The sequence below is a fragment of the Bradyrhizobium sp. KB893862 SZCCT0404 genome (assembly GCF_018130885.1).
GTDB classification, from domain to species: domain Bacteria; phylum Pseudomonadota; class Alphaproteobacteria; order Rhizobiales; family Xanthobacteraceae; genus Bradyrhizobium; species Bradyrhizobium stylosanthis.
This window is the reverse complement of the sequence record NZ_JAFCLT010000005.1, coordinates 43445-57307: the sequence shown is the minus strand read 5'-3', so window position 1 is coordinate 57307 and position 13863 is coordinate 43445. Positions and strand designations below refer to the sequence as shown.

The 13863-nt window shown below is 65.4% G+C and carries 13 protein-coding genes; 6 read left to right on the top strand and 7 right to left on the bottom strand.

The window, feature by feature from the left end; translation table 11 throughout:
* The first annotated feature begins 289 nt into the window (after positions 1–289).
* The 6 genes from JQ617_RS20855 to JQ617_RS20830 all read left to right on the top strand — a co-directional run bounded on the left by JQ617_RS20855 (position 290) and on the right by JQ617_RS20830 (position 7302).
* A complete protein-coding gene (locus JQ617_RS20855) occupies positions 290–850 on the top strand; it encodes a F0F1 ATP synthase subunit delta (protein ID WP_212027943.1) in 561 nt (186 codons plus the stop codon).
* A complete protein-coding gene (atpA, locus tag JQ617_RS20850) occupies positions 850–2379 on the top strand; it encodes a F0F1 ATP synthase subunit alpha (RefSeq protein WP_212027942.1) in 1530 nt (509 codons plus the stop codon). The genes JQ617_RS20855 and atpA overlap by 1 nt, the downstream gene beginning before the upstream one ends.
* A gap of 175 nt (positions 2380–2554) precedes the next feature.
* Positions 2555–3430, top strand: coding sequence for a F0F1 ATP synthase subunit gamma (locus tag JQ617_RS20845; protein WP_212027941.1), 876 nt, complete (start codon positions 2555–2557; stop codon positions 3428–3430).
* A gap of 51 nt (positions 3431–3481) precedes the next feature.
* Positions 3482–4927 (top strand): F0F1 ATP synthase subunit beta, encoded by a 1446-nt coding sequence (gene atpD, locus JQ617_RS20840; RefSeq protein ID WP_212027940.1) that lies wholly within the window; start codon positions 3482–3484, stop codon positions 4925–4927.
* A 139-nt stretch (positions 4928–5066) separates the two neighbouring features.
* Positions 5067–5474, top strand: coding sequence for a F0F1 ATP synthase subunit epsilon (locus JQ617_RS20835; protein WP_212027939.1), 408 nt, complete (start codon positions 5067–5069; stop codon positions 5472–5474).
* A 151-nt stretch (positions 5475–5625) separates the two neighbouring features.
* Positions 5626–7302, top strand: a complete 1677-nt coding sequence (locus JQ617_RS20830; RefSeq protein ID WP_212027938.1) for an adenylate/guanylate cyclase domain-containing protein — start codon at positions 5626–5628, stop codon at positions 7300–7302.
* Between the two features lie 267 nt (positions 7303–7569).
* Here the strand turns inward: JQ617_RS20830 and JQ617_RS20825 are convergent, their stop codons facing one another.
* From JQ617_RS20825 to rsfS, 7 genes are all read right to left on the bottom strand, one after another.
* Entirely contained in the window at positions 7570–8070 is a 501-nt protein-coding gene (locus JQ617_RS20825; protein WP_212027937.1) for an RNA pyrophosphohydrolase, read from the bottom strand.
* A gap of 63 nt (positions 8071–8133) precedes the next feature.
* Entirely contained in the window at positions 8134–8640 is a 507-nt protein-coding gene (locus JQ617_RS20820) for an RNA pyrophosphohydrolase (protein WP_212027936.1), read from the bottom strand.
* Positions 8641–8715: 75 nt separating this feature from the next.
* Entirely contained in the window at positions 8716–9936 is a 1221-nt protein-coding gene (locus JQ617_RS20815; RefSeq protein ID WP_212027935.1) for a divergent polysaccharide deacetylase family protein, read from the bottom strand.
* A 160-nt stretch (positions 9937–10096) separates the two neighbouring features.
* Entirely contained in the window at positions 10097–11452 is a 1356-nt protein-coding gene (locus JQ617_RS20810; protein ID WP_212027934.1) for a S41 family peptidase, read from the bottom strand.
* Positions 11449–12816 (bottom strand): murein hydrolase activator EnvC family protein, encoded by a 1368-nt coding sequence (locus tag JQ617_RS20805; RefSeq protein ID WP_212027933.1) that lies wholly within the window; start codon positions 12814–12816, stop codon positions 11449–11451. Before JQ617_RS20805 ends, JQ617_RS20810 begins: the two co-directional genes overlap by 4 nt.
* 32 nt (positions 12817–12848) lie before the next feature.
* Positions 12849–13331 carry a 23S rRNA (pseudouridine(1915)-N(3))-methyltransferase RlmH gene (gene rlmH / locus JQ617_RS20800; protein ID WP_145657928.1) on the bottom strand — a complete coding sequence of 161 codons (483 nt, stop codon included), beginning with the start codon at positions 13329–13331 and terminating at the stop codon, positions 12849–12851.
* A 96-nt stretch (positions 13332–13427) separates the two neighbouring features.
* A complete protein-coding gene (gene rsfS / locus JQ617_RS20795; RefSeq protein WP_063684975.1) occupies positions 13428–13784 on the bottom strand; it encodes a ribosome silencing factor in 357 nt (118 codons plus the stop codon).
* Positions 13785–13863: the final 79 nt, after the last annotated feature.

Genomic DNA, 13863 nt, shown 5'->3' with positions numbered 1-13863 from the left:
GCCGTAAGGCTCACGGCAATTCCGTGACGTGGCAGGCCGTCGCCCGGATCACCCAAGAAGTGTCGTGGACTGCGACGAACTGGCGACAGAACGTCATGCCTTTAATTTGGCGTCATGTTGCACGTGCGCGCCTGCTATGTTAGCAAAGCCGCGATTTTAACGGACCCGGCACTTCCCGTGTCGGCCGGAAATCAAAGTCCCGCTTGAATTCCAAGGGCTTGGATCGCTAGGCGCCGCTTTGTGGCGACGGTTTTTCCCTTGCGAATTTGACAGCTAAAAGAGCGCGTCTGTGGCTGCAGAAGATACGTCCGTTTCAGGTGTGTCCGGCCGTTATGCAACGGCCTTGTTTGAACTGGCCCGCGACCAGAAAATGGTCGACGAGGTCAAAGCCGATCTCGACAAGTTCGAGGGTCTGCTGAACGAAAGCGCTGATCTCAAGCGCCTCGTCCGCAGTCCGGTGTTTGCGGCCGATGCCCAGTCCAAGGCCCTCTCGGCCGTGCTGGCCAAGGCCGGCATCGCCGGCATCTCCGCCAATTTCCTCAAAGTGCTGACCGCCAACCGCCGCCTGTTCGCGGTGGCCGACGTCATCCGCGCCTATCGCGTCCTTGTCGCCAAGTTCAAGGGCGAGACGACGGCCGATGTCACGGTGGCGGAAGCGCTCTCTGACAAGAATCTCGACGCCCTCAAGGTTGCCCTGAAGTCGGTGACCGGCAAGGACGTCGCGCTGAACGTGAAAGTCGATCCCTCGATCATCGGTGGCCTCGTCGTCAAGCTTGGCAGCCGCATGGTGGATGGTTCGCTTCGCACCAAACTCAATTCGATCAAGCACGCGATGAAAGAGGCAGGCTGATGGACATCCGCGCCGCGGAAATTTCCGCGATCCTCAAGGACCAGATCAAGAATTTCGGCCAGGAAGCTGAAGTCTCCGAAGTCGGACAGGTGTTGTCCGTCGGCGACGGCATCGCCCGCGTCTACGGTCTGGACAACGTCCAGGCCGGTGAAATGGTCGAGTTCGAGAACGGCACCCGCGGCATGGCGCTGAACCTCGAAACCGACAACGTCGGTGTCGTTATTTTCGGTGCCGACCGCGAGATCAAGGAAGGCCAGACCGTCAAGCGTACCCGCGCCATCGTGGACGCGCCGGTCGGCAAGGGCCTGCTCGGCCGCGTCGTCGACGCGCTCGGCAACCCGATCGACGGCAAGGGCCCGATCCAGGCCGACAAGCGCATGCGCGTCGACGTCAAGGCGCCCGGCATCATTCCGCGCAAGTCGGTGAACGAGCCGATGGCGACCGGCCTCAAGGCGATCGACGCCCTGATCCCGATCGGCCGCGGCCAGCGCGAGCTGATCATCGGCGACCGTCAGACCGGCAAGACCGCGATCGCGCTCGACACCATCCTGAACCAGAAGCCGCTGAACGCGCAGCCCGACGAGAACATCAAGCTGTACTGCGTCTACGTCGCGGTCGGCCAGAAGCGTTCGACCGTCGCGCAGTTCGTGAAGGTGCTGGAAGAGCAGGGCGCGCTCGAATATTCGATCGTCGTCGCTGCCACCGCGTCCGATCCGGCGCCGATGCAGTACATCGCGCCCTTCACCGGCTGCACCATGGGCGAGTACTTCCGCGACAACGGCATGCACGCGGTCATCATCTATGACGACCTTTCGAAGCAGGCCGTCGCCTACCGCCAGATGTCGCTGCTGCTGCGCCGCCCGCCGGGCCGCGAAGCCTATCCCGGCGACGTGTTCTATCTGCACTCCCGCCTGCTCGAGCGCGCGGCGAAGCTGAACAAGGACCAGGGCTCGGGCTCGCTGACGGCGCTGCCGGTCATCGAAACCCAGGCCAACGACGTGTCGGCCTACATCCCGACCAACGTCATCTCGATCACCGACGGCCAGATCTTCCTGGAAACCGACCTGTTCTTCCAGGGCATCCGTCCCGCGGTGAACGTCGGTCTGTCGGTGTCGCGCGTCGGTTCGTCGGCGCAGACCAAGGCCACCAAGAAGGTCGCCGGCAAGATCAAGGGCGAGCTCGCGCAGTACCGCGAAATGGCGGCGTTCGCGCAGTTCGGCTCCGACCTCGACGCCTCGACCCAGCGCCTGCTGAACCGCGGCTCGCGCCTCACCGAGCTTCTGAAGCAGCCGCAGTTCTCGCCGCTGAAGATGGAAGAGCAGGTCTGCGTGATCTGGGCCGGCACCAACGGCTATCTCGACCCGCTTCCGGTCAGCAAGGTACGTGCGTTCGAGGACGGCCTGCTGTCGCTGCTGCGCGGCAAGAACGCCGACATCCTCAATTCGATCCGCGACACCCGCGATCTCTCCGACGACGTCGCTGCCAAGCTGAAGTCGGTGGTCGAAGGCTTCGCGAAGAGCTTTGCTTAAACGCCGACGTGGCCGGGCTAAAGCGCGAAGCGCGTCTTCGCAACTGATGTCCCGGCCATCCACGTCTTGTGCGTGGACGACGGAGAACGTGGATGCCCGGGACGAGCCCGGGCATGACGACAGGGATAGGCTAGTGGCTTGGCCGTAAGGGTCGAACCGCCGGGGTGAACGAAGAATGGCGTCACTTAAAGACATGCGCGTGCGCATCGCCTCCACCAAGGCGACGCAAAAGATCACCAAGGCCATGCAGATGGTCGCTGCGTCCAGGTTGCGCCGCGCCCAGCAGGCGGCCGAAGCTGCACGCCCCTACGCCGACAAGATGAGTGCGGTGATCTCAAACATCGCCAGCGCAGCCGCGGGTTCGCCCGGCGCGCCGACGCTGCTTGGCGGCACCGGCAAGGACCAGGTTCACCTGCTGCTGGTCTGCACCGGCGAGCGCGGCCTGTCCGGCGCCTTCAACTCCTCGATCGTGCGTCTCGCGCGCGAGCGCGCCCAGTCGCTGATGGCGCAGGGCAAGGACGTGAAGTTCTTCTGCGTCGGCCGCAAGGGCTACGAGCAGCTCCGCCGTCTGTTCGACAAGCAGATCGTCGAGCATCTCGACCTGCGCAGCGTTCGTCAGCTCGGCTTCGTCAACGCCGAGGACATCGCCAAGAAGGTCCTGGCCCGTTTCGAGAACGGCGAGTTCGACGTCTGCACGCTGTTCTACGCGCAGTTCAAGTCGGTGATCGCCCAGGTCCCGACCGCGCAGCAGCTCATTCCGCTGGTGGTGGAAGAGAAGGCGGCGAATGCGCCGTCGACCTCCTACGAATACGAGCCGGAAGAAGACGAACTCCTTTCGGGCCTGCTGCCGCGCAACATCGCGGTGCAGATCTTCCGCGCGCTGCTCGAGAACAACGCTTCGTTCTACGGCGCGCAGATGAGCTCGATGGACAACGCCACCCGCAATGCCGGCGAAATGATCCGCAAGCAAACCCAGATCTACAACCGAACCCGTCAAGCCCAGATCACCAAGGAGCTGATCGAGATCATCTCCGGCGCCGAGGCGGTCTGACGCACGAACTCACGACGGTCGTTCAAGTAAAGAATTTCGAAGGAGAGCTTCATGGCTACAGCAGCTAACCCGGTCGGTCGCGTCACCCAGGTGATGGGCGCCGTTGTCGACGTTCAGTTCGACGGCGGCCACCTCCCGGCCATTCTCAATTCGCTGGAAACCAGGAACGGCAACATCCGCCTCGTGCTGGAAGTTGCGCAGCATCTCGGTGAGTCCACCGTGCGCACGATCGCGATGGACGTGACCGAAGGTCTGGTCCGCGGCCAGGAAGTGACCGACACCGGCGAGCCGATCCGCGTTCCCGTCGGCGAAGGTACGCTCGGCCGCATCATCAACGTCATCGGCGAGCCGATCGACGAAGCCGGCCCGGTGACGGCCGAAGCCCTGCGCCCGATCCACGCGGAAGCGCCGACCTACACCGACCAGTCGACCGAAGCTGAAATTCTCGTCACCGGCATCAAGGTCGTCGATCTTCTTGCTCCGTATGCGAAGGGTGGCAAGATCGGCCTGTTCGGCGGCGCCGGCGTCGGCAAGACCGTGCTGATTCAGGAGCTGATCAACAACGTCGCGAAGGCGCACGGTGGTTACTCCGTGTTCGCCGGCGTCGGCGAGCGCACCCGCGAGGGCAACGACCTCTATCACGAGTTCATCGAGTCCAAGGTCAACGCCGATCCGAAGAATCCGGATCCGAGCGTGAAGTCGAAGTGCGCGCTGGTGTTCGGCCAGATGAACGAGCCCCCGGGCGCCCGCGCCCGCGTCGCGCTGACCGGTCTGACCATCGCGGAAGACTTCCGCGACAAGGGCCAGGACGTGCTGTTCTTCGTCGACAACATCTTCCGCTTCACCCAGGCCGGCTCGGAAGTGTCGGCGCTGCTGGGTCGTATTCCGAGCGCCGTGGGTTATCAGCCGACGCTCGCGACCGACATGGGCGCGCTGCAGGAGCGCATCACCACCACGCAGAAGGGCTCGATCACCTCGGTGCAGGCCATCTACGTTCCGGCCGACGACTTGACCGACCCGGCGCCCGCGACCTCGTTCGCGCACTTGGACGCGACCACCACGCTGTCGCGCTCGATCGCTGAAAAGGGCATCTATCCGGCGGTGGATCCGCTCGACTCGACCTCGCGCATGCTCTCCCCGCTGGTCGTCGGCGAAGAGCACTACGCGGTTGCCCGTCAGGTCCAGCAGGTGCTGCAGCGCTACAAGGCGCTCCAGGACATCATCGCCATTCTCGGCATGGACGAGCTTTCGGAAGAGGACAAGCTGACCGTGGCCCGCGCCCGCAAGGTCGAGCGCTTCATGTCGCAGCCGTTCCACGTCGCCGAAATCTTCACGGGCTCGCCGGGCAAGTTCGTCGACCTCGCCGACACCATCAAGGGTTTCAAGGGCCTGGTGGAAGGCAAGTACGACCACCTGCCGGAAGCCGCCTTCTACATGGTCGGCACCATCGAAGAGGCGGTCGAGAAGGGCAAGAAGCTGGCGGCGGAAGCGGCCTAAGCATCTCGTCATTGCCGGGCTAAAGCGCGAAGCGTGTCTTCAAGCTAAAGTCCCGGCGATCCATCGAGAGAGAACTTTCGTTGATTGATGGACCCGCGGGTCGAGCCCGCGGGTGACAAGCGAAGCAAGCGGAAACACCATGGCCACCTTCCACTTCGATCTCGTCTCGCCGGAAAAGCTCGCCTTCTCGGGTGAGGTCGACCAGGTCGACATCCCCGGCGTCGAGGGTGATTTCGGCGTGCTGGCAGGGCATGCTCCGGTCGTGGCTGCGATCCGGCCCGGCATTCTCACCATCACCGCCGGCGGCCGTCATGAGAAGGTCATCGTGCTCGGCGGCCTCGCCGAAGTGTCCGAGAGCGGCCTGACCGTGCTCGCCGACGTCGCGACCTCGCTCGACGAGCTCGATCGCGCCCAGTTCGCCGAGACCATCGCCGAGATGGAAGAAGGCCTGAAGGAGCACGAGGGCGGCGAGCTCGATCACGCCATCGAGCGGCTCGACCACTACAAGAGCATCCAGCAGCAGCTCAACTCGACGGCTATGCACTAAGCCCCGGCGCAGCCGCTCCGGGGCTCAAGCTCAAATTCCTGAACAGGTTCAGCGCTCGTCACAGACCCGTGGCGGGCGCTGAAACTTTGTTGCACCGCGCCGGAGATAGCGGCATTCTCCCCCCCGCGAATTTGTTCCGGGGCGGTCACAGATGAAACGCAAGATCGCGGCGATTTTCGCAGCCGATATTGCCGGGTATTCGAGGCTGGTCGCGGAAGACGAAGAGGAGACGCTGCGGCGTCTGGCCTCCTACCGCGAAGTCATCGATGATTTCATCGCCAAGGCGAACGGCCGCATCTTCAACACCGCGGGCGATGCCGTGCTCGCGGAATTTCCAAGTGCGGTCGATGCCGTGCGCTGCGCGATCGACATCCAGGAGAGCCTGCGAACCCGCAACATGGCCTATCCGCCGAGCCGGCAGATGTCGTTCCGCATCGGCATCACCATCGGCGACGTGGTCGAGCGCAACGGCGATCTCCTGGGCGACGGCGTCAACATCGCAGCAAGGCTGGAGGGCCTTGCCGAGGTCGGCGGCATCTGCGTCTCCCGCGCCGTGCACGAGCAGGTCGCCAACAAGCTGTCCGTGCAGTTCGCCGATATCGGCGCGCAGGAGGTGAAGAACATCCCGACGCCGGTGCACGCCTACATGGTGGCGATGCGGCGCGAGGACGGCACCTATTCCAAACCGCAGGTGAAGAAGGCCGCCTCGAAGGTGGCCGCGGCGCCGGTGTGGATGTGGCCGCTGGTGGTTGCGGTCGTCTCGGTCGTCGCCATCGTCGTCTCGGGCTTCCTCTACAACACCAAGCTCAAGCAGACCGTCACCGCAGCAGTCGCACCCGCGGCACCGAGCGCGTCGCCGAGCCCGACACCGACGGCCGCCGCCATGGCGCCGAGCCCGATGCCGGCCCAGATGGCCAAGGCGCCGATGGCCCCGATGGCTCCGTCGAATGCCGGCGCTGCGATGGCGCCGATGCCCACCCCGTCACCGTCCGCCGCGCCGATGACAGGCAAGCTCGCCGCCGACAGCGTTCCCTTCATCAACGAGCGCGTCCGCAACTATCTCGCCGGCGACTATTCCGCGGCCGGCGACTACAAGGCCTTCGCGCTCAATGTCGGCGGCTTCACCGGCTCGGTGTTGAACCAGCCGAGCGAGGAAGCCGCGCGCAACGGCGCGATCGAGCAGTGCCAGAAGCGCGCCGATGCCGCGCAATCGCCGCGGCGCTGCGAGCTCTATGCGGTCGGCAACAACGTCGTCTACAGCCACGGCAAGCCACCGATGCCGCCCGCGCCCTATTTCCGGCATGACACCATGACCGAGCGGGCCTTCGCGTCGAAGGACTTTCCGATCGTGCGCGATCCGCAGAAAGTCCGGCTCGAGAACATGTTCGTGCCGGCGGCAAAATCACGCTCGGTCGCGCTCGGACCGGGCGGACAATATTTCATGGTGCTGGGCGCGTCGTCCGCCGAGGACGCGGCCCGGCGTTCACTGGAGTCGTGCGGCGCGATCGCCGGCGTCGCCTGCATGGTCATCGCGATCGACGACAATTTCGTCGTGCCGATCCCGGCCCTGCTCAGGATCACCGGCTTCTTCCGTGCGGCGAGCAATGCCTCGATCATCGCCGACCAGCGCGACGAGGTCGTGCGCAAGCTCGGCGAAGCCATGGGCTGGAACGCCGTCGCCGTCGGCACCGCCGGCCGCCCCGGCCTCGGCCTGAAAGCCGCCGACGAGCAGACCGCCGTCAACACCGCGCTCGCCGACTGCGCCAAACGCGACAGCGACTGCCACGTCATCGCGATCGGCCCGTTCACGGTGGGCCCGATCAATTAGCTCAAGCTCAGATTGGGCCAGATCGCGACCGAGAGCGAGATGCGCTCCCTCTCCCGCTTGCGGGGGAGGGCTGGGGTGGGGGTCCCTCCACAGCGGGACACTCCCTGGGTGGAGAGAACCCCACCCGGCGCTTCGCGCCGACCTCCCCCCGCAAGCGGGAGAGGTTGGGCACCTGTGATGGATTGCGCACCGTCGCCCCGACGGCGCTCGAAATTCCGTAATGACTTCAACCCCAGTTCTACTGTGCATGGGGTTGTTTTCGCTCTTTCAGTTTGCGAACGCCGCGAACTGCTTTGCCACGCCCTGATAAACCTCGCGCCGGAACGGCACCACGAGGTCGCCGACGCGGTCGAGGCGCTCCCAGCGCCAGGCGTCGAACTCCGCGGGCTGGCCGTTGCGCGGCGTCAGCGGATCGATCTCGTCGTCCTTGCCGGTGAAGCGCAGCGCGAACCACTTCTGGCGCTGGCCGCGAAACTTTGCGAGGCGATGCGTCTGCGGGCCGTCGTAGGGCGGAAACTCGTAGGTGAACCAATCGGTCTCGCCGAGATAGTCGGCGCTGACGACGCTGGTCTCTTCCCAGAGCTCGCGCATCGCGGCATCGCGCAGGTTCTCGCCCTCGTCGACGCCGCCCTGCGGCATCTGCCAGTCGAGGCCCGGCAGGATGATCTCGGGCCCGTCACCCTTGAACCGGTGCCCGATCAGCACGCGGCCTTCGGCGTTGAACAGGGCAATGCCCACGTTGGGGCGGTAGGGCTTTTCAGTGGTCACGCGCGGATCTCTCGTTGTCACTCCGGCGATGGCTTAGCATCGAACCCGGGGTGACAATTTGATTTAGTCGTCCGCAAGCGACGAAAATTCCTTCACGACGCGCTCATAGACCGGGCGCTTGAACGGGATGATCAGCTCGGTCAGGTTCTTCATCGGCTCCCAGCGCCAGCTGACGAATTCGGCCTTGTGGCCGCCGCCGCCGGGCTTCTCGACGTTGATCTCGCTGTCCTTGCCGGTGAAGCGGACCGCGAACCATTTCTGGCGCTGGCCGCGGTAGCGGCCCTTCCAGGCGCGGCCGGCGACGGTGCGCGGGATGTCGTAGATCAGCCAGTCCGGCACCTCCCCGAGCCGCTCGACCGAGCGCACGCTGGTCTCCTCGTAGAGCTCGCGCTTGGCGGCTTCCCAGGTGTCCTCGCCGGGATCGACGCCGCCTTGCGGCATCTGCCAGACATGGGTGTCGTCGACATGCTCGATGCCGCCGGCACGGCGGCCGATGAACACCAGGCCCTTGTTGTTGATCAGCATCACACCGACGCAGGTCCGGTAGGGCAGATCCTCGTAACGCGCCATTCCGCCAGACCTCTTGCGTGCACTTGGTGGGGCATTTTAGGCCCCGTAGGACCCGCGCCGTACCAATCCGTTGATTTAGCTGGATTTTGATTTCAGCATCGCGGTTGTCAATGGCACCAAAAGGATACCTCGGTCGCCCAATGTCTTGGTCCAGGCGCTGACGCGGTCGATCGAGACCGGCAGGGCCGAGGCGGTGCCGACGGCGACGCCGCGCTCGCGGGCCGCCGATTCCAGCTTGGTCAGGGCGCGGTCGATCTCGGCCGGGGTCGGCACCACGTCGATGGCGATGTCGCCCTTGCCGAACGGCACCGACGCATTCGCCGCCGCCTGCGGCGCGATGCTGCGCGGCGAGGAGCCGTCGTCGAAGAAGCCGAGACCGCGCTTGGCCGCCTCGCGGATGATCGGCTGCATTGCCGGCTCCGTGGCGATGAAGCGGGCGCCCATGAAATTGGTCAGGCCGGCATAGCCCTGCATCCGGCTGAGGTGCCAGTACAGACGGTCCATGTTCTGGTCGGGGCTAAGCGAGGTCAGCAGCGTCTGCGGGCCCGGATCGTTGTCCGGGAAGTCGTAGGGCTCCATCGGGAGCTGCAGGAAGATCTCGTGGCGCTGGGCGCGGGCCCGTTCGGCGAGCTTGCCGGGATCGGCGCCATAGGGCGTGAAGGCCAGCGTCACCGCGGCCGGAAGCTTCATGATCGCGTCGGTGGTCTTGGCGGCGCCGACGCCGAGCCCGCCGATCACGATGGCGACCACCGGCATCTTGGCGGCCTTGGCGCGGTCGGCATCCGCCGCATAGACGTTGAACGGCTTCAGGTCGCCGGAGATTGCGGGGATCATGCCGTAGCGCGACTTCTCCAGCAGCTTCGGGTCGATCCCGGCCATGACGGGCGGCGGCGCGGATGCCGCCTCGCCCTTGTCGGCGGCATCGCCGGCGCCGATCACCACGTCGTGGCGCGCGCCGGTGGAGCCGTCGATCATGGTGACGGTCTTCTGCTCGCCCGCCTGCTTGGGCGCTTCCTTGGCCTCGTGCTTGCCCTCCGGCTTGCTCTCGGAGCCATGGCCGGCGGCAGCCGGCTTCTCGTCCGCGGCCTTGCTGGGCTCGCGGATCGCGATCCGCGTCATCGGCTCGCCGCCGAGCGGGTCCTTGTTGAAGATGGCGAAGCCGGCAAAGGTGACCAGGAACAGGCCGAGCAGGACGGCCAGCAGCTGCATGGCCGTGAACGGCAGCCGCGGCCGCCGTTTCCGGCGCGGCTTGTCCTGTCCGAGCGGGGCGCTCAGATCATCGGCCGTTTCAGTCATGCGCGATCCCGAATCACTGATCCCGACGATACCACGCCGAGGTCAAGCGGCGGCAGGCCGGGATAGGCCGGGGGCGGCAGGAGTTCCAAGCAAAAAGGGCGGCTCGAGGAGCCGCCCTTTTCGGAAGATCGCGCGTGGCGCCGACTTTAGTTCGCCGACCTTAGTTCGCTGCTTTGGGCTTGTCGGTCGCGGCCTTGTCGGTGCCCGGAGTGGGCGCGGCGGAGGCGCTGTTCTTGATGCCGTGGAGCAGATCGTCGGCGAGCTTGAGCGCCTTGTCGTCCTTGGCGTCCGGCGGGACGTAGGACTGCGAGCCGGTCTTCTCGTCGCCGTCGTTCTTGAGGTGGCCGCGCAGCGAAGCTTCGCCCTTGGTGTCGGTGCGCGACTTCAGCTCGTCCGGCACGTCCTGCAGCACTTCGATGTCGGGCACGATGCCCTTGGCCTGGATCGACTTGCCCGACGGCGTGTAGTAGCGCGCGGTGGTCAGGCGCAGCGCGCCGTTGCCGCTGCCGAGCGGGATGATGGTCTGCACCGAGCCCTTGCCGAACGAGCGCGTGCCGACGATGGTCGCGCGCTTGTGGTCCTGCAGCGCGCCGGCGACGATTTCCGACGCCGAGGCCGAACCGCCGTTGACCAGCACGATGACCGGCTTGCCCTTGGTGAGGTCGCCCGCATGCGCGGTGCGGCGCTGGGTCTCCTCGGCGTTGCGGCCGCGGGTCGAGACGATCTCGCCCTTCTCCAGGAACGAGTCGGAGACGGTGACCGCTTCCTCGAGCAGGCCGCCCGGGTTGTTGCGCAGGTCGATGATGTAGCCCTTGAGCTTGTCGCCGATCTGATTCGAGAGGTTGGCGACCTCGCGCTTCAGGCCTTCGGTGGTCTGCTCGTTGAAGGTGGTGATGCGGATATAGGCGATGTCGTCGGCCTCGACGCGCGCGCGCACCGAGCGGACGCGGATGTTGTCGCGCACCAGCGTGACGTCGAGCGGATTGTCCTGGCCCTTGCGGATGATCTTGAGCTTGATCTTGGTGTTGACCGGGCCGCGCATCTTCTCGACCGCCTGGTTCAGGGTCAGGCCCTGCACCGCCTCGTCGTCGAGGTTGGTGATGATGTCGTTGGCCATGATGCCGGCGCGCGAAGCGGGCGTGTCGTCGATCGGCGAGACCACCTTGATCAGGCCGTCCTCCATCGTGACCTCGATGCCGAGACCGCCGAACTCACCGCGGGTCTGCACCTGCATGTCGCGGAAGCTCTTGGCGTCCATGTAGCTCGAATGCGGATCGAGGCCGGTGAGCATGCCGCTGATGGCGGATTCGATCAGCTTGGTGTCGTCGGGCTTCTCGACATAGTCGGAGCGCACGCGCTCGAAGACGTCGCCGAACAGATTGAGCTGGCGATAGGTGTCCGCAGTGGCAGCGCGCGCGCTGGAGCCCATGAAGACCGCGCGCGGCTGGGTCGCGAACAGCGTCAGCGCCGCACCGGTGGCCGCGCTGAGGAGGATAACTGAAGTCTTGCGCATCATCCGCGAACCTTCTCGCCTTCATTTGCGGCCCACCATGGGCCTGGATCGATTGGAGTGCCGTCTTTGCGGAACTCGACATACAGCACAGGTTGACTCGCGTTCGTGGCGAGAATGGAGGCGACTTGAGAGGTCGACCCCATGGTCGCGACTGGCTCCCCCGTGAGCACAAACTGACCGATGTTGACCGAAATGCGCTCCATCCCGGCGATCAGGACATGATACCCGCCACCGGCATTGAGGATCAAGAGTTGTCCATAGCTGCGGAACGGACCTGAATAGACCACCCAGCCGTCACACGGCGTCGTGACCTGGGAGCCGGGCTTGGTGGCCAGCGAAATGCCCTTCTGGACCCCGCCGACCCCGTCGGAACCGCCAAAGTCCCTGATCTTGTTACCGTTAACCGGAAGAGGCAGGAGCCCCTTGGCCGAGGCGAAGGCAATCGCCGGGATGGTCCGGGAGCGGTCCTTGAAAACAGCGGGGCCGGTCTTGGCGCTTGCGGCTGCATTTGCCGCTGCCAGCTTGGCTTCCTTGGCCTCGGCCTGCCGTGCCGCCTCGGCCGCCTTTTCAGCCGCCTTGGCCGCGCTCTGCAGGTCCTGCTCCATCTTGGTGATCAGGCCCTGGAGGTCGCCGACCTGCCGCGAGAGCGCGATGGCGCGCGAGCTCTCGGCGTCGAGGTCCTTTTCGCGCGCGGACTGCTGGCGCTGCCGCTCGTCGATCAGGGCGGTGAGGCGGGTCTGGTCGCTCCTGACCTTGTCGCGGTCGGCGGCAAGCTGGTCGCGTTCGCTCGCGATGTTCTTGCGCAACGCCACGAGCTCGCCGAGCTCGCCCGCGATCTTCTCGGCGCGGCCGCGCAGCTCCGGCACCACGGCACCGAGCAGCATCGCCGTGCGCAGCGATTGCAGGGCATCCTCGGGGCGCACGAGAAGGGCGGGCGGCGTGCGCCGGCCGGCGCGCTGCAAGGCCGCCAGCACCTCGACGATGTCGGCGCGGCGCGAATCGAGCGACGAGCGCATCTGCTGCTCGCGGCCGTTCAGCGTCTTCAGCCGCGCTTCGGCCTCGTCGATCTTGGTCTCGACGGTGCGCACATTGGCGGCGGTGTCGATCAATTGCTGATTGAGCTGGGTGCGGTCCTGGCCGAGCGTGGTGATTTCCGCCTTCAGCTTGGCCTGGGCTTCCTCCGCGCTCTTCTGCCTGGCGCGCGCCGCTTCCAGCTCCTGCTCGCGCTGCTTGATCGCATCGGGCGAGACGGCCGCGGTCTGGGGCGCCGGCGCTGCGGTCTGAGCTTGCGCGAGGCTTGCGTAAGCTTGCGCGACGCTTGCGCCTGCGAAGCTCGCAACCAGCAGTTTGAGGACAGGCGCTCGCATCGCGTTAGGCAAAGGTGCTCGTGTGGCGCGCATCATGCGCGATGATAGGGATGGCCGGCCAGAATCGTGGCGGCCCGGTAAAGCTGTTCCAGAAGCATGACGCGGACCATTTGATGCGGCCAGGTCGCAGAGCCGAACGCGATCGCGAGCTTGGCCTTACGGCGCAATTCGGGCGAAAGTCCGTCCGCCCCTCCGATCATGAATATTGTATGTCCGGCCCCCTCGTCGCGCCAGCGGCCGAGATGCCGTGCGAATACGGTGGACTCCAGATTCTGCCCGCGCTCGTCCATCGCCACCAGGATCGATTTGTCGGGAATATGCGCCGAGATCGCCGCGGCCTCCTCGGTCATCCTCGTCGCGGCGTCGCGCGCCCGGCTTTCGGGAATCTCGTGGATGCTGAGCTCGCGGAATCCAAGCTTGCGGCCGGCCTCGTCGAACCGCTCGAAATAGCGGTCGGCAAGCTCCCGTTCGGGGCCCTGCTTCAGCCGGCCCACCGCAATGACAGCAACGCGCATGATGTTTCAGGGTCGTGTTTTCGAGGCCGCGCGCAGGTTGCGCGCGCACGACGCTAGCATGCGCGTCAGCCGATTCGAAATCGGCTTCGTCAGCCTCTAGATCGCCTTCGCCGCCCCTGGGCCCTGCGTGTACAATCTCTCGAGATTGTAGAACTCACGGACCTCGGGTCTGAACACGTGCACGATCACGTCGCCGGAATCGATCAGCACCCAGTCGCAATTGGGCAAGCCCTCGACGTGGATGTTCCTGATGCCGGTTTCCTTGAGGCTCTTCGTCACGTTCTCCGCGATCGCGCCGACGTGCCGGTTCACACGGCCGGTGGTGACGATCATGTAGTCGGAGTATGCCGATTTGCCGCGAAGGTCGATGGTGACCGTCTCTTCCGCCTTCATATCCTCGAGGCGGGAGAGGATCAGGCTCAGCGTCTTGTCGGCGTCGGGTTGCGCCTGCAAGGCCGCAGCTTTGGTCGATGTTTTACGCGTAGGCTTAGCAACCTTGGGTAAAACAGACTTGGACAATACAGATGTGGCC